Annotated in this window: 13 protein-coding genes; 5 read left to right on the top strand and 8 right to left on the bottom strand. The window is 42.0% G+C overall.

Features of this window, described 5'->3' with window-relative positions; all coding sequences use genetic code 11:
* Window positions 1-49 precede the first annotated feature (49 nt).
* Genes ACO6S0_RS12510 through ACO6S0_RS12535 form a run of 6 tightly spaced genes read right to left on the bottom strand, consistent with a single transcriptional unit; the run spans window position 50 to window position 8,149 of the window.
* Entirely contained in the window at window positions 50-1,678 is a 1,629-nt protein-coding gene (locus tag ACO6S0_RS12510) for an aminotransferase class V-fold PLP-dependent enzyme (protein ID WP_422348698.1), read from the bottom strand.
* Between the two features lie 42 nt (window positions 1,679-1,720).
* Window positions 1,721-2,971 (bottom strand): amidohydrolase/deacetylase family metallohydrolase, encoded by a 1,251-nt coding sequence (locus ACO6S0_RS12515; protein ID WP_422348699.1) that lies wholly within the window; start codon window positions 2,969-2,971, stop codon window positions 1,721-1,723.
* Window positions 2,972-2,985: 14 nt separating this feature from the next.
* Window positions 2,986-3,954 carry an SMP-30/gluconolactonase/LRE family protein gene (locus ACO6S0_RS12520; protein ID WP_422348700.1) on the bottom strand — a complete coding sequence of 323 codons (969 nt, stop codon included), beginning with the start codon at window positions 3,952-3,954 and terminating at the stop codon, window positions 2,986-2,988.
* A gap of 52 nt (window positions 3,955-4,006) precedes the next feature.
* Window positions 4,007-5,818 carry a PQQ-dependent sugar dehydrogenase gene (locus ACO6S0_RS12525; RefSeq protein ID WP_422348701.1) on the bottom strand — a complete coding sequence of 604 codons (1,812 nt, stop codon included), beginning with the start codon at window positions 5,816-5,818 and terminating at the stop codon, window positions 4,007-4,009.
* A gap of 53 nt (window positions 5,819-5,871) precedes the next feature.
* The gene (locus ACO6S0_RS12530) at window positions 5,872-6,957 is read right to left on the bottom strand and encodes a family 20 glycosylhydrolase (RefSeq protein WP_422348702.1); all 1,086 of its coding nucleotides are present in this window, start codon (window positions 6,955-6,957) and stop codon (window positions 5,872-5,874) included.
* Between the two features lie 13 nt (window positions 6,958-6,970).
* A complete protein-coding gene (locus ACO6S0_RS12535; RefSeq protein WP_422348703.1) occupies window positions 6,971-8,149 on the bottom strand; it encodes a heparan-alpha-glucosaminide N-acetyltransferase domain-containing protein in 1,179 nt (392 codons plus the stop codon).
* A 300-nt stretch (window positions 8,150-8,449) separates the two neighbouring features.
* Here ACO6S0_RS12535 and ACO6S0_RS12540 point away from each other — a divergent pair, with 300 nt between their 5' ends.
* Both ACO6S0_RS12540 and ACO6S0_RS12545 read left to right on the top strand, forming a co-directional pair.
* Window positions 8,450-9,505 carry a sensor histidine kinase gene (locus ACO6S0_RS12540; protein WP_422348704.1) on the top strand — a complete coding sequence of 352 codons (1,056 nt, stop codon included), beginning with the start codon at window positions 8,450-8,452 and terminating at the stop codon, window positions 9,503-9,505.
* Window positions 9,502-10,251: a LytR/AlgR family response regulator transcription factor gene (locus ACO6S0_RS12545; protein ID WP_422348705.1), complete on the top strand. Its 750-nt coding sequence runs from the start codon at window positions 9,502-9,504 to the stop codon at window positions 10,249-10,251. The genes ACO6S0_RS12540 and ACO6S0_RS12545 overlap by 4 nt, the downstream gene beginning before the upstream one ends.
* Window positions 10,252-10,373: 122 nt before the next feature.
* On the opposite strand, the gene ACO6S0_RS12550 is transcribed toward ACO6S0_RS12545, so the two are convergent.
* Together ACO6S0_RS12550 and ACO6S0_RS12555 are read right to left on the bottom strand one after the other, a co-directional pair.
* A complete protein-coding gene (locus tag ACO6S0_RS12550) occupies window positions 10,374-11,090 on the bottom strand; it encodes a carbohydrate-binding family 9-like protein (RefSeq protein ID WP_422348706.1) in 717 nt (238 codons plus the stop codon).
* Between the two features lie 28 nt (window positions 11,091-11,118).
* Complete coding sequence (locus tag ACO6S0_RS12555) at window positions 11,119-11,676, bottom strand: YceI family protein (protein ID WP_422348707.1); 558 nt, start codon at window positions 11,674-11,676, stop codon at window positions 11,119-11,121.
* A 631-nt stretch (window positions 11,677-12,307) separates the two neighbouring features.
* On the opposite strand from ACO6S0_RS12555, the gene ACO6S0_RS12560 reads away from it, so the two are divergent.
* The 3 genes from ACO6S0_RS12560 to ACO6S0_RS12570 all read left to right on the top strand — a co-directional run bounded on the left by ACO6S0_RS12560 (window position 12,308) and on the right by ACO6S0_RS12570 (window position 15,291).
* Window positions 12,308-12,625 carry a DUF6660 family protein gene (locus ACO6S0_RS12560; RefSeq protein ID WP_422348708.1) on the top strand — a complete coding sequence of 106 codons (318 nt, stop codon included), beginning with the start codon at window positions 12,308-12,310 and terminating at the stop codon, window positions 12,623-12,625.
* 61 nt (window positions 12,626-12,686) lie between these two features.
* Window positions 12,687-14,867: a TonB-dependent receptor gene (locus ACO6S0_RS12565; protein WP_422348709.1), complete on the top strand. Its 2,181-nt coding sequence runs from the start codon at window positions 12,687-12,689 to the stop codon at window positions 14,865-14,867.
* Entirely contained in the window at window positions 14,860-15,291 is a 432-nt protein-coding gene (locus tag ACO6S0_RS12570) for a Fur family transcriptional regulator (protein ID WP_422348710.1), read from the top strand. The genes ACO6S0_RS12565 and ACO6S0_RS12570 overlap by 8 nt, the downstream gene beginning before the upstream one ends.
* The last annotated feature ends 332 nt before the right edge of the window (window positions 15,292-15,623 follow it).

Raw genomic sequence — 15,623 nt, forward strand, 5'->3', positions numbered from 1 at the left:
TTCTATTTATAAGGTGTGTATCTGTAATTGTTATACTAGGGTTTATGTTTTATGTTGCCAAAGGTGGCCCTCCGGGAACCATCAACTTTTTATGGGAATGTTGATACGATAATTTTTCAGCACTAAACTTTGCGGTCAAATATTCTCCGAGAAACACGGATCCTTCAAGATTTCCATAGGATATTTTTCCGATGAACCAAAAATTTATGGAATTGCCAGGAACCCTGTAGTTACTTCTAAGAACCACTTCATCCCCCTCTACCATACCTATGATCTCCTGCATGGCATAATCGCTGGTGTGTGTTCCAGTGATCCAATTCCCGTTGTGCTCCAAGAAAAATCTATGGGAACTCGTACTGGTAAAAAATTCTACCTTCACTTCCCAATGTCCTGAAATGTTCTGGCTGGCAGTTTCCATTTCATCTGAAATGGGCTCACGCTCCTGAACCAATATATTGTACAGACGGTCTGCCACTATTTTGGCATTGCCCGGTCTCATTTGGCTTGGAGTAATAGAGATAGAAGTGCTTTCCCCCCTACTCCATCCCCCTATGGCGATTCTGGGTTTGTTTCTGGCCACTTCCTCCGCCAATTGTTCTCCTGTGATATGAAGTTTATCGGGATCCCATTTTAAGATCAATCGGGGAGTTCTGTTGTCCAAGCTTGTGGGCATTCTAACTTCTTTTGAAATCCCTTCAATTTTGGTTAGTTTGGCGGATATTTCATCCAACCAACCCATCCAGGTATCCCATTCTTTGTCATGATCGCGTGTTGTCCAGGCCTCGACCGCGGCCAACATGCCCAACATTTCCTCCTTGCCCACTTTATTGTCCCGGCCCGGCCCGTGATGGGGAGCACTGGCCTGCCATGCCGCCATGAGCAAGTCTTTATCTCCCAAAAGTAACCCTGCGCATTGTGGCCCACATATGGCTTTTCCACCACTGTAAGCCACCACGGTGGCCCCTCTTTCAAGATGTACGCAGGGAATACTTAGGTTTTCTGCAGCTGCATCGGCCAAAATAGGTATGTTGTGCGGTTTGGCTATTTGGCTGATGACCTCAAGGGAAAGTGGTTTCCCCGTCTCATTGTTCCTCCCAGTCATAATATAGATCATGGCCGTTCTTGAAGTAATGGCATTTCTGAGTTCTTCTGGAGTATCTACCATAATGATCTTAACCCCAACGTTTCTTATAGCCTGATCATACACATTTCTTGAGCTTCTTGGTATGATCACCTCGTTTTTTTCGAGGTTGTCAATGTGCGGAATTCTTATCAACTTTTCTGGATTGCCCCCTGTTACACAAGCCGCTGTAACATGTTTCATGCCGGCCGCGCAACCTGAAGAGACCATTCCCCAAGGAGCCTTGGTCAATTCGGCCAATCGCTGACCTATGCCCATGGCCAGTTCATCGTATTGGACAAAATAGCCTGAAGCCGCTTCCATGGCTTCCAAAACTTCTGGTCTTTCCGTAGACCCTCCCAAAATGGTAAAGGTTCCCCTACAGTTTATAATGGTATCCACCCCTATTGATTCATAGATGTTCTTGCCTTTGGTCAATGGTTTTGTTACCAACGATTCCATATTTCCCAAAGTAGCTCCCATCACTGAATTACTGGCCAACAAACTACCCGCTACGGGTACGACACCCAGCTGTTTGATTATTTCCCTTCGCTTCATAGTCTTGTTTTATGTTGTTTTTTGTTCTTGTTTATTCGCATTTCAATCTTCCCAATTTGTCCCGGCCATACCGTTTAGATCATAGACCACCTTGCCATCCTTTATGGTTAATTGGCATACAAATTTTCTATCTCCCTGCAGGGTCTTGTTCCTAACATCCACAAATTTGTAATTCCCTTTCTCAAGGCTCAAAATGGCAACATCGGCCAGGGAGCCCACGGTTAAATGGCCCAATTCGGGCTTTTTAATGTATTGGGCAGGATGCCAAGTAACACTGGCAATTACTTCAGGAACCGTCATGCCCATATTCAGGAATTTTGACATGACGTTGTTCATGTTCTTCATACCGCTGTTCATGCTCCCTATATGCAAATCGGTACTAATGGCATTGGGCTTAAACCCCTGTTGAATAGCTGGAACAGCTTGTGAGAAGGCGAAACTTCCTCCTCCGTGTCCCACATCAAACACAATCCCCCTCTTTTGTGCTTCAAAGGCAAAAGGTTTTACCTTGCCCTGATCATCCACTATCCGCTCCCGGCTGCGAAGAGACGCATATGCATGGGTGAAAATATCCCCGGGCCTTAATTTTTCCAGAAACAGGGTTTTAATGGATAAGGCGGGTGTACTTCCTCCAAAATCAATCATAACAGGAACATTGGCAGTCGTACCGGCAGCTACGGCCCGATCGGTAGGTTCCCACTCATGCCCTGAATAATGTGCCAATTTTACCCCAACCAGTTCAGGATGCCTATTGACCGTCATTGCTGTCAATTTGGGATCCATATCATTAATGTTCTGCTCAACTACCCCGCCCTTCATTCCTGAGCCCACAATATTTAAAAATGCCAATACCCTGGTCTCCGAATTGTCGATTACATTCTTTTTGAACAGATGGAAATTACGCCATCCTGCGCTTCCGGCATCAACGATTGTGGTTACCCCAGAGCGAAATGTAAAATTGTCTGGAGCCACACTAAACCTACCTCCGCTGTACATCGCATTTTCATCAGTCCCAAAAAAAACATGGCCATGGAGATCAATGAGCCCCGGGACAACCCATTTGCCCTTAGCATCGATCACTTTCTTGGCCTTGTTTGTAGCAATGCTCCCTGAAATCATGGCGATCTTGTTCTTGGATATGGCCACATCCATTTTTTGGTTCAATCCACTTTTCGTGTCAATCAAGGTGCCATTTTTAATGACCAAATCATACTCCTGGGCCTTAAGGTCTGAAAGCCAAAAACTGATGACCACCAAGGCTGTTAGGAGATGTACTAATTTGTAGGACTTCATTTTAAATTGTATAATTATCTGTTAGTGTTCATCATGTGAAAAGACCTTCCAGGAGATTCTACAGTAAATGTTTCAACATTGCCATTATCCTGAAGGGTTACAAAAGCAGTTGTGCCCTTTGATCCTCCAAATGCAATATTGGAAGCTCTTTTACCTGTTAGTTGTATTTCTTGCAACACATCCCCTTTGGGTGAAATCTTTACAATAGTGCCTTTGCCATATCTAGTGACGTACAGGTTGCCTTGGTCATCACAGCGCATACCGTCCATTCCAAAATCTTTGAAGGTATGGAACAGCCGTTTGTTACTTATCTCCCCTTGGGATGTAAGGTCATAGGCCCAAATGTTACGCTGTACGGACTCATTTACATATAGGGTTTTGTTATCGGGACTCACTTCAATTCCATTGGTAGTGCCCATATCGGTTTCCAACAAGGTAAATGTCCCATTGGTATCGATTCTCCAAATTTGACCTTTTGAATTTTCCCAATCGGGATCACTGGCAAAAAGTATATCATTGTCCATGATGGCAATGTCATTGGGCTGGTTCATTTGTGCGTTATGCGCAAAAACCGTGATCTCATGAGTGTCCATATCCACTTTCAGGATATTGTGCTTGGTATAATCAGCAATGAGCATGTCTCCTTGGCCATTGAACCGGATGCCGTTGCCAACGCTACCATCGGGAAGTTCCACAAAAAGTTGGGCATTGCCCTGAGCATCCACTTTTCCAATAGTTCCCGGTCTTTCAAAATTGACCGCATACAAGGTTCCATTGGCATCTACAGCTGGGCCTTCTATTCCTGAAGGAAATCCATTTGGTGGGGTAAAAACACTGCTTTGGTACATAGTGTTCTTGGGCTCCTGCTCCGGAACCTTGGTTTTTTGTTTATGGCTTTCCTTTTCCTTACAAGCCGTGAAGCATAGGAAAACACTAAAGACCATTGTTGCTATATGGTAGCGAAAGGTTTTGATTTTGTTCATTACATTTAATATATCTCTTCTTATATGGAATCCATAAAATGGACCGATCGAATCAATCAATTGGTTCTGCATTTGTCCTTCTTGCCTTGGCCACTTCTTCCCTGGTGACATCTGATGCCTCATTTCCAAAGTTTTGACGGATATAGGTCAATATCAAGGCAATTTCCTCATCCTTTAACCGATCCAATTTCGGCATGTAGTTGGTATATGACTTACCATTGACCAAGATTTCTCCACGTAATCCGTTAAGGATGATATTGATCAACCTTGTTTTGTCACCAACCACCCAGTCAGTGCCGTTCAATGGTGGGAAACGGTCGTTGCCCAAACCGTTACGTTGATGGCAAATGGCACAGAACATATTAAAGAGTTTTCCTCCCTCGCCCAAGTTTTCATTATCGTATTCCGCAAGATTATCGTCCAAAACAACCATATCCTCACCTTCAACCGGGGTTTTAATATTGGGAGCGGTTTTCTTTCGTTCTTCCATGCCCGCCAATTGTTCTTCCCCAAATTGGGTCTTTTGACCCTTGTACATAATACGCCAGATTTTTCCCTTCTTTGAATCGGACACATAAAGGGACCCATCAGGGCCTACAGACAGCCCCATGGGCCTGTACGCGGCCTCACTGGTGTTTACAACAATGTCTTTCCCTGCAAATCCATCGGCAAATACTTCCCAAGGACCCGTAGGGATACCATTTTCCATAGGCACAAACCCTACAAAATAACCCGATTGTGGGTATGGGTTGCTGCTTGTTGAACCATGAAATGCGATAAATGCCCCATTTTTATAACGTTCTGGAAACTGGTCCCCTTTGTAAAAAAGGATATCATTGGGTGCAAAATGTCCGGGAAACGCAACAACGGGAGGGGTTAGTTCGTCACTATCAACTCCTTGCTTGTCCCCATCACCACCATACTCCGGATTCAGGTAATAGTCATCTTTTATTTGATCGTAATAGTGATACGGCCATCCCGCATCGTCCCCTTCCTTCAATCGTAGGAAGACTTCAGAGGGCAAGACCGCCCCCTCCCAAACCGTAAATTCCCTTGGCCAGGTACTATGAAGATAATCCCTGCCGTGCACCACCGCGTACAGATTGTTATCCTGATTGTTCCAGTCCAGTCCCACCACACTTCTCAGTCCTGTAGCAAATTTTTCCCCGTCTTCTTGAAATTGGTTTTTCTTGTTGGCATCGAAGCGCCAAATGCCCCCTCTTTTCTCCAATAACGGGCATGGGAATATCCCAGGGGACAATGGTGACCGATCATCGATTTGGCAGGCATCCGATGGTGCTCCAAAAACCGTGTACATATTTCCTTCGTTATCAAAGGCCAGGGGTTTTGTATCGTGTTGCCGTGGAGGCTGGGTATCTGTCAATATCAGCTCCAACTCGGTATCGGGAACCAATTGGTCCGTTAGTTTTTGTCTATACACTCGGGTAACCGAACTAAAGTATAGATAGCCGTTGTTGATTCGCATTTCGGTGCCATAACTGCTTTTATCCAAATAATCATTAAATTCTTCAATGATATCGGCCTTACCATCATTATCAGTGTCCCTTAAGGCAGCATTTCCTCCTTTTTCACTCGGAAATCGTAGTTTTACATAAATGTCTCCATTGTCGTTAACCGTTAGGTGTCTGGCCCTCCCCCTAAGACTATCGACTACCACAACAGCCTCAAAATCATCGGGCAGATAAAGCCCTCCGTTATCTGGATCCCCTGGTGGCAATCCATCTTTTGGGGTACAATGCACCAAAAGGGATACAATCCAAAAGAATAGGATTAATTTACCTAGTAACCATATATGATTTATAGGAATTACAAATTGCTGTAAAGGTCTTATGAGTTTGTCCATTTTATTAGAAGTGATTTTAGGTAATCGCCATGGCCATGTTTAACCGAATCCCCTCAAATTTTAATTTTTTTTACCGCTGCAATCATTGCTTTGAGACATGCCGCTTCGCTGCCCCTAGGGTCATCTTCGGATTTTGGATTGTAATAGTTGTCCAAGAACGCATCTGCTGGAGACCAAACAGTATGCATTACCCCTAAGTATTTTTCTGCCATCTCTGGGGTTGAATTCTCCTTAAAAGCCTCTATCATGGCAACCTGTTCTTCGGCAACCTCCGGTTTTCGCCACGGGCAGGCAATTACCTGAAGCCCTTTCATGGCAAAGTAAGCAGGTGTTGGAATTGCCTTTTCGTAATGCCAATCACAAATCACAACTGATTTTGAAATTAGGTCAATGGCGGGTTCCGTATGGTTATAACTTCCTTCCCACATACCTATGCCAGAGTCCTTTCCATCAATAAGCCTGTCACCCCAAATCCAAAGTGCCGTTCCACCTTTCTGCAGATGGGCATTGATCTTATTGATTTCTCCGGCGTACAGCTTGGCAGGATCTTTACCTTGACAACGTGGGCAATCGGGATGGGCCAGATAGAAAACCTCATCCATACCGGCATGAAAGGCTTTTGCTTCAAATACTTCCACAATTTCATCCACGATGTCAAAAACAACATCATGTACTTGTGGATGCAATGGACAGTAGCTTTTGCAGTACAACCTATCCGGATTTGGCCATTCATAATTTTCCGGCAGTTTTACATTTGGGGTTTCGTCAAATTGAGGATAGGCTTCCAGTAGTTTTCCCAAGTCTCCATGCCACGATTGATGCCCCAGTAAATTGACCTGGGGTATAAGGTTTATATGGTGTTTTTTACATGCGGCCACCAGCTTTTTTACATCTGCCTTACTTAGAGGATTATCGTCGCGCAATTCTGGTCTTGACTCATAGGCATAATTAAAATCCACCCTAAGAATTAGGGTGTTTATTCCTCCCGGCGCAAGGTCTTTTTCTATAAAACCTACAAAGTCATCTACTTTTACTTTTGACGGTGCGGCAATGCAAAGCCCATTGACCGAAAATGGGGATTGCCCAAATGCGACAGTCGTACAGCATAGAAAGAGTAAAAGGGTTATTTTTTTTATCATGTGAGCGGTGTTTTTAAAGTTTTAGTTTGATTCCTGTCTTTTCCAACCATCCTGTAAGCAATACTACCAGGTAAGCAAATACCAGCGATCCCAATAGACCTAGGGCTCCTGTGTTCAAAATCTCTGGCAGTCTAAAATTTACCAGTTCATGGAGTGGATAAATGATATAGGGCAACAGATAACAGGTTAGGGTTGCCGTACCTGCCGGGGCTATAAATTTGGCCCATGTGGTCCGTTTCTTTTTATCAGCTATGAAATGTAGGAGGGTAAACAGCAAAAAACCCATACCTGAACAGATGGCTAACCAGGAAGGGGTTCCGCGTAATTTGGAGATACCCCAAAATTGGCGTGTTCCCAATCCATAGGCTATACATATTATCCCAATAACCGCCAAAATGAAATAGGTGAGCCCTATATTGTTGTTGGACCATTTTATAAAGACAAGTGAAGCAACCATCCCCGCTGTGGTAAATGCAGGGACCGTGCCCCCCACTATGGTGGAGAAATAACGGAGCACGCCATTGAGTTCAGGTGCCATTTCGGTTTGGCCCAAGACAGAAAGCGAATTAAAGACCACCCAAAGAACAATCACCGCAATCAAGCTTCCTCGTGCAAAAAGAAAAGCCAAAGCATTGGCAAGGTAAGCCCACCCTATAAGCCCCAATATGCCCCACCATTGGGTACGCATCCAATATTGACCGGACTCACCTCCTTGATAAATGAATGCCAAAAACACTAAAACCAAAAATCCCAAACTTTTTAGTGGGACATATAATTTTTGGGGAATAGGGCTTTTTTTCCAATCGGTCCAAATCAAAAACACGGCAACCGCCATCAGGATAGTCCAAAAAGATTTACCAATGATAATCCCATCATTATAGGCCGTTTCGTAATTGACCATGTAGACCCCGATCAACAGCAACGATAAGGATCTGACAATAACGTGCCCTACTATGGACTTTTGGCTGTCGCCTTTTTTTAATCGATTTTTAATTGCAAAGGGAATGCTTAACCCCACAATGAAAAGGAACAAGGGAAAAATAACGTCTGAAAAACCTAAGTAATCCTCGCTCACCTTTGCATGTTGAAGCCATTTGGGGACATCTTTCAATGTCCAAAAATCATTGACCCAAATCATCAAAAACATGGTCAATGCCCTTAAGATATCTATACTTGACAATCGCATATTCATCGAATGTATTTTAACAACCCAGTACCATCCATAATTCTAACTTTTCAAGGCCAGGTCAAGAGGACCACCATAACCACTGGAAATGATTTAGAAGCAATAACCTAAAACACAGTCCCAAATACCTAAAATATTGGTTTTTAACTTTTTGTAGGTTTTTTTTATCCAAATGACAGTAATGTTGTAACCAACTGCAGCTTTTGACGGACAATTGTAGCTGCCCCATTAAAATTCAACGGTCCGCCTCTTGATTTTTGTTTCCTTTAACAACGGTATACCTAATATTTTGTCTATTTTGAGCTAATGAAGAGACAGGCATTGCGTACACTTGGGAACGACAGCAGATCAATCAAAATTGAATATCACATCATCTTTTGGGTAGTGTATTATATCTTTAATTCCATCAGGTGGGGAAACTACCATGGTGACTATTGGTCTTCCTTTGTATCAAATTTGGTGGAATTCCCATTGCATATTATCCTTGCTTATTTAAATATCTATTACTTGATCCCCAAGTTCATCATTGGAAAAAAGTATAGAAGATACATCCTCTTTTTGGCCCTTTTACTGACCCTGCATTATTTTGTGAGGACCGGTCTAATCAATTGGCTCATATACCATGGCACACTGCCCAGTTTTCATGAGAAACATGAGTTGTTCAGCTTTAACCATATCGTTACCATAACCCTGGGGGAAATTTACGTTATCGGATTGGTATCGGCTATCAAGTATACTGTCGACTATGTCTTGGAACTCAACAAGAACAACAAGCTATTGGCACTTCAAACGGAAACCGAGATGAAATTCCTGAAGGCCCAGATCCAGCCCCATTTCTTCTTTAATGTCCTGAACAGTCTTTATTCCCTGACCTTGAACAATTCCAAAAAGGCCCCAGAAGTCGTGCTTAAGCTGTCCGAGATAATGGAGTATGTGATTTACGATACAAAAAAGAAAAGAGTTCCCCTACCAAAAGAAATAAATTACGTTAGAAATTACATTGAACTGGAAAAAATGCGAAGAGGGGATTTAGTGGAGTATAAAATTGAGACCATTGGCAACCTTGAAAATGTGGCGCTCCCCCCATTTTTGTTCCTCCCATTTGTCGAAAACTGTTTTAAACACGGACAAACGCACAATGGCAAAATAGACATTGCCATAACTTTTAGGAAAAACGAAAACGAACTGTGGTTTCTGGTCAAAAATAGTTATGAAAAAGAGCATATATTTCCAAAGAAATCAGGCATAGGGCTTAAGAACATTCGTAGAAGGTTGGAACTGCTGTATGGTAACGATTTCAATCTGGAGGCCTCACCACAAGAAAACCACTTTTTGGTCAACTTAAAAATTCCCTTACCATGAAAAAGATCAACTGCGTAATCATAGATGACGAACCCCTTGCAATAGAAATATTGGAGACCTATATCAAGACCCTTGACCATATGTATATATCGGGATCCTATACCAATGCCCTCGAAGCCCTTCCCCTGTTGGCAAACACAAAGGTCGACGTTATTTTCCTCGACATCAATATGTCCAAGATCAATGGTCTTGACTTTCTACGTACACTAAAGGAGCATCCGATGATCATCATAACCACCGCATATAGGGAATATGCTTTGGAAAGTTATGATTTTGATGTGCTTGACTACTTGGTCAAACCCATTCCCTATCAGCGTTTTTTAACATCAATCAACAAATTGGCCAATAAGTTGAATACTAAAAATGAAATCGTGCGTCCAATTGTTCCGGACCCCTACATCTTTATTAAGGTGAATAAAAAAATGTTGAAGATCAACCTTAGCGATATTCTGTTCATTGAAAGCCTTAAAGACTATATTTTGCTTTATACCAAAACCCAAAGACACATTATGTACAAATCCCTTTCTAGCATTGCAGAGGAATTACCCAGTAAAAGCTTTGTCAGGGTCCATAAGTCCTACGTCATTGCTATTGATAAAGTAGTGTCCCTTGAAAGTAATCAAATAACCATCGCCGGACACAATATTCCCATAGGTCGGACCTATAGCAAAATAGTTAAGGAGATGATTTTGTCCGGGAATGTGATCTTGCCAAAAAACTTCAAATCCGATAATCCATCCGAATGAGGATTTCCCGATTAAAAACCAATATCCTTTGCATTGATACCAGAACACGAATCGGGAAGACAGTATCAATTGAAGGTAAAATTCACAACAATTGATCATAGAATTTGAGCAAATATGCCAACTCAATTCAAAACCAAGATTCCAAACCTGTCAGGGACATGGAACTGTGGTATTTGGGTCATGGTGCTGTTCCAACAAGCAAAAGTTGCACTATCAAAGGTACATCGCCATTGTTCGCCTTTTGGCTTATGGTTCTGGATGATCCTATACAGGTTAAATCGATATACATTACCAGATTCGTTTGCAGGATAATCCAATAGTTTTAGCGGCAACTTTAAGTCCCCACTCCATTTGTTATTCCCAATATCCCTGGTCACTTTACGGACAATGCCAGAGACTTCAGGGTCGATTTTTTCACATTTATAGTCCCTGTCGGTTTTGTATCTGTAGGTAACCCTCCCGAAAAAGACAGCACCATTGGGGTTTATCTGAATTTCAAGGTACTGTTCACTTGCCGAGGGCCCTTTGCTTATGAATATTTCAAAGGCCTCCTGGGCCGCCAACATCTTATTATCTTCAGTGATTCGGTTATGGCCAACATAGGGGTCGTCCAGACATTCGAACGAAATGGTCAGGTAGGTATCGTCATATTCCATAGTGACTTTGGTACGTTCCTTAATCTTTCGTCCTCCGACCGAATGGTGAAAATTCGGTTCACTAAAAGTGAACGGAATGTCTTTTTTAAGTACAACCCTGGGTAAATCCAAGTCATTGCCCTGCTGGGCCCTACTAGTTAAGACCGCCACAATGCCCCAAACAATGAACATTCCCCTTTTCATCCTATTTATCTTAAAATAAAAATGGAACCTACTGTTGTACCAATTCAAGATTGATACTCAATTCCACCTCATCGCCAAGACTAGGGGTTTCCCCACCTACTCCAAAATCCAATCTGTTCACAGTCCCTATAAGCTTAAGTCCTGCCTTCAATTTTTGGTTGTTTTGGGTGATGATCCCATTTAGTCTGCCCTCCAACGAAATCGTTTTTGTAACACCATGCATGGTCAAGTCTCCTATAAGTTTGAAGGTTTTATCACCTGTTTTCTCAAAAGTTGTTGTCTTGAAGGTAATGGCAGGAAATTTCCCAACTTCAAAAAAGTCAGGACTGCGTAGATGTTTGTCCCTCCCTTCGTTGTTGGTATCGATACTTTCAGCCCTTATTTCTACCGTAAAATCAGGTTCGTCAAAATCTTTGTCGGCTTGGGCAGTAATCTCAAAATCCCCAAAGTGACCTTCCACTTCCGAGATCATTAAATGGGTAATGGCAAATCCAACTTTTGAGTGGGCACTATCTGATTTCCAAATATCTTGGGCATTGATCTGAACTAGTGCTAGGAAGCTTAAGATTACTGGTATGCATTTCATAATAATTAAATTATTTGGTGTTTCTCAATTTATTATCTCACTTTTAAATAACCACAATTTCGCTAAACTTGAATCTTTACTGATTGGGGGTATCTGAATAGTATCCGCCATTTTTCCATCTACATAGTTGGAAAACCTTAGTGGACATTTTAGGTAGATTAAAATTAAAAACTAGGGCATATCGATGCCAATCTGGTCCTTTAAATTCTGCCAACGACTAGAATTTTTATCTAAACTGCTAAATATTTTAAGGTAGAATCGTGTCAAACCTCCTATTGGTTCGTGTTATTGTAATTCTTCGACTAAAAGTGGACTGAACTTTGTAGTTTCAGTTTGCAATTCTCCATTCAATCTTTCGTTTCTGCTTATTAACGTATAATTTAGGCTCAAAAGTGCCTCTTTTCAATAATCCTCGTAACGCACCAAAAAAACCGAACTATTTTTAATGCCCCAAAATTATACTTATGCAGTTACATAAAATGTAAGTCTGCAAAACAATGAAATAACCGCAATTTGTACGGGAATTGATTTTTCGAGGACCAATGTCCATTTTACTTCAACATGACGGCGTTACAGAGGCTTCTGGTAAATTTGCAACCTGGTTGCACGTCTATTCTTCTATCTTTGTAATGTGAAAATCTTAACAGTCATTTTGTCGTGTTACTTTTTGGTACTCAACGTATTTCCTTGCTCAGATAGTGAGCCGGTTGTCAATTCCGAAAATACGGAAGTCCATGTAGATTTTGACCACGGTCAGCACCATGGTGATTGTGATCAGTGTACACCTTTTTGCCAGTGCCATTGTTGCCATTCCCATACGGTGGACTTCGGTGTTTTTAACTTCCGGACCTTAGTTGATTTTAAACCAAAAAGCGCATTCATCTATTGTGTTGGTCTGGGAACTAACTTTACTCTTTCGCTCCTCCAACCACCTAGAGAAACTGTCTGACTCATAGCGATAGAATTATCGTCATTTACCTCTATATAGACAGTTTAACATCACAATTTATATGAATAAGTACATAATAGGCCTTGCGCTTAAATTGGTGTTTTGTACCTATAGTTATGCACAGAACACAATACAAATTAAAATTTTATCAGACCAAAAAAAGGAGCCCTTGTTGGGAGCCACCGCCTATATCGAATCTCTGGAAAAAGGTGCGATCACAAATTTTGACGGAATTGCACTACTGAAGGACATCCCCAATGGTAGATATGAAGTTCGGATTTCCTACTTGGGTTTCGAAACCATGGTATCTTCAATTACAGTGCCGATAAAAGACGAGCTGTTATTTTATTTAAAGGAAACAGCAAATGCACTGGACGAAGTAATCCTACGGTCAACCCGAAGTACCCGTACCATCAAAAAAATACCGACCAGAATAGAATTCATTGGAGTGGAAGAACTGGGTGAAAAGGCCATTATGAATCCAACGAACATTTCAATGGTCTTACGGGAAAGCACTGGCATCCAAATGCAACAGACCTCTTTGAGCAGTACGAATACCAATATCCGAATTCAGGGCCTCGACGGCCGATATACCCAGTTACTGCGTGACGGTTTTCCGCTTTATGGTGGATTTTCCAGTGGATTAAGCATTCTACAAATCCCACCATTGGACTTGCAGCAATTTGAGATTGTAAAGGGAAGCTCATCCACGCTATATGGCGGCGGCGCTATTGCCGGGCTTGTCAATTTGGTTTCCAAGGTGCCCGAAGAATTTCCTCAAATGGACATCATGCTGACCCAGACCCATGCCCTTGGCAGTACCGCTAACATTTTTTACGCAGAAAGAAAAAACAAATGGGGATGGACACTTTATGGCACCGGGCATCATCAAAAAGCGTATGACCCTGACGATGACGAGTTCAGTAATTTGCCACAGACAAGATCCATCAGCTTCAATCCAAGGTTATTTTATTATCCCTCAGAAAAAACAACCATGTGGTTTGGGATTACGGGTACCTTTGAGGACAGGAAAGGTGGTGATATTACCAAAATCAAACTGGGTGAAAATGGAATACACCAATATTCCGAAGAGAACTTATCCAAACGTTTAAGTACCCAAGTTGTCTATGAGGCCCAATTGGATTCGGCACAATCCATTTCCATAAAAAACAGTGTGGCGTTTTTTGACAGGAGTTTGGAAATACCTGATTTGTCATTTAAGGGAAGGCAGTGGAACACTTTTATTGAAGCAACCTATCAAAAAAAGGTCGAAAGGTCGGATTGGGTTTTTGGGGCAAACCTATATACCACATCATTTGATGAGCGGAACAATTCCCTGGAACGAGACCAAAAAGACCTTACCGTAGGATTGTTCGCAAATAACATCCATGACCTATCCGAGAAATGGATTCTGGAAACAGGTTTGCGTAGTGATTATGCCAATAACTGGGGTTTCTTTGCTTTACCGCGGATTTCCCTGCTATTTAAATCAAACAACAGCTTTTCTAGTAGGCTTGGTGGTGGATTGGGGTATAAAATGCCCGATTTATTCACCGAGGAGGCAGAGTTCATTAACTTTAGAAACATACAACCCATAAATAAAGATGTTCTTGAAGCGGAACGTTCCTATGGCCTTAACTTGGATTTCAATTATCAAACACAACTGTTCGACATCGTTAGTTTCTCGGTAAACCAATTGTTCTATCTGACTGCAATTCGAGATGGGTTGCTCTTGAATCCCATCGATGATGAACAATTTCAATTTGAAAATGCATTGGGTGAAATTCAGAGCAAAGGTGCGGAAACCAACATCAAGTTCAAGTACAAGGATTTTAGATGGTTCCTGAACTACGCATTGATCGATACCCGATTGAACTATTTGCCGGGCAACCCCCAAAAACCATTGACGGCCAAGCATAATGCCGGAAGCGTCCTGATGTATGAATCTGAAAAATGGCGCATTGGGTATGAGACCTATTACACGGGAAAACAATTGCTTTCCAATGGGTTGGAAACAACGGATTTCGTGACCATGGGTTTGCTTGCCATGCGTAACTTTAAGTGGGGAAGTGTCTTTGTGAATTTTGAGAATTTCACGGACCGAATACAAAGTCGCTTTACGCCATTGGTATTGCCTCCCCACGACAACCCGACCTTTCCGGAGATTTATGCCCCAACGGACGGGTTTATACTTAGTTTGGGAGTTGTGCTGAAACCTTTTGGAAATGGACATCATGATTAAAAAAACTATGTCGCAATCAGATAAGTGTTTAGAGAAAAAAGGTGTACGACCAACATCTATGCGTCTTTTGGTCTTCCAGCATCTTTCCATTTCCAAAGCGGCCCGCACCCTTACGGATATAGAAAACGCTTTAGAAAGAGCAGATAGGACCACCATTTTCAGGACCCTCAAAACCTTTGAGCAAAAGGGAATTGTCCATCAAATAGACGACGGTTCCGGAATCACAAAATATGCCCTATGTGAAGAGGGTTGCAACTGTGAGCTAGAGCAGGATTTACACTTGCATTTTCATTGTAATAACTGCACTGAAACCGTTTGTTTGACTGAGTATAAAATTCCATATATCAATCTGCCCCATGGCTATGTGGCAGAAAGTGCGAATTTGGTTTTAAAGGGTTTTTGTAACAAATGTAGTGGGCAATAGATGTATTTCAGTTATTCCATCACCCTCAAAAGTTTGCTGTTGTTAATAAAAATCGAAATCACCGGATGGGTGATGGAATGGAAAATCAATTTGTCAATTTCAAACCATGACTGGGTATGTTATTGTCTCACAAATGCCCACAATCCATTAGTGAAAAGTTGGCCGCAATGATTTTTACTAATCAGTTCTGTTCGTTTGGTCAATTGGCTTATTGAGTGTCAGCCCATCAACTAAACAAGCAAGTCTATCAGGAGTATATACCTATCAAACTGAAAGACTGATATTAATCTATTTGACAGGAATTTTGACTCTCCCAACTATCGGGAAATTGC

The sequence above is a fragment of the Flagellimonas sp. genome (genome assembly GCF_965233845.1).
Classification (GTDB): Bacteria; Bacteroidota; Bacteroidia; order Flavobacteriales; family Flavobacteriaceae; genus Flagellimonas.

Bases quoted from the DNA above. Each gene is read 5' to 3' on its own strand.
- ACO6S0_RS12510 (WP_422348698.1), bottom strand. From the start codon at position 1,678: ATGAAGCGAAGGGAAATAATCAAACAGCTGGGTGTCGTACCCGTAGCG.
- ACO6S0_RS12515 (WP_422348699.1), bottom strand. From the start codon at position 2,971: ATGAAGTCCTACAAATTAGTACATCTCCTAACAGCCTTGGTGGTCATC.
- ACO6S0_RS12520 (WP_422348700.1), bottom strand. From the start codon at position 3,954: ATGAACAAAATCAAAACCTTTCGCTACCATATAGCAACAATGGTCTTT.
- ACO6S0_RS12525 (WP_422348701.1), bottom strand. From the start codon at position 5,818: ATGGACAAACTCATAAGACCTTTACAGCAATTTGTAATTCCTATAAAT.
- ACO6S0_RS12530 (WP_422348702.1), bottom strand. From the start codon at position 6,957: ATGATAAAAAAAATAACCCTTTTACTCTTTCTATGCTGTACGACTGTC.
- ACO6S0_RS12535 (WP_422348703.1), bottom strand. From the start codon at position 8,149: ATGAATATGCGATTGTCAAGTATAGATATCTTAAGGGCATTGACCATG.
- ACO6S0_RS12540 (WP_422348704.1), top strand. From the start codon at position 8,450: ATGAAGAGACAGGCATTGCGTACACTTGGGAACGACAGCAGATCAATC.
- ACO6S0_RS12545 (WP_422348705.1), top strand. From the start codon at position 9,502: ATGAAAAAGATCAACTGCGTAATCATAGATGACGAACCCCTTGCAATA.
- ACO6S0_RS12550 (WP_422348706.1), bottom strand. From the start codon at position 11,090: ATGAAAAGGGGAATGTTCATTGTTTGGGGCATTGTGGCGGTCTTAACT.
- ACO6S0_RS12555 (WP_422348707.1), bottom strand. From the start codon at position 11,676: ATGAAATGCATACCAGTAATCTTAAGCTTCCTAGCACTAGTTCAGATC.
- ACO6S0_RS12565 (WP_422348709.1), top strand. From the start codon at position 12,687: ATGAATAAGTACATAATAGGCCTTGCGCTTAAATTGGTGTTTTGTACC.
- ACO6S0_RS12570 (WP_422348710.1), top strand. From the start codon at position 14,860: ATGATTAAAAAAACTATGTCGCAATCAGATAAGTGTTTAGAGAAAAAA.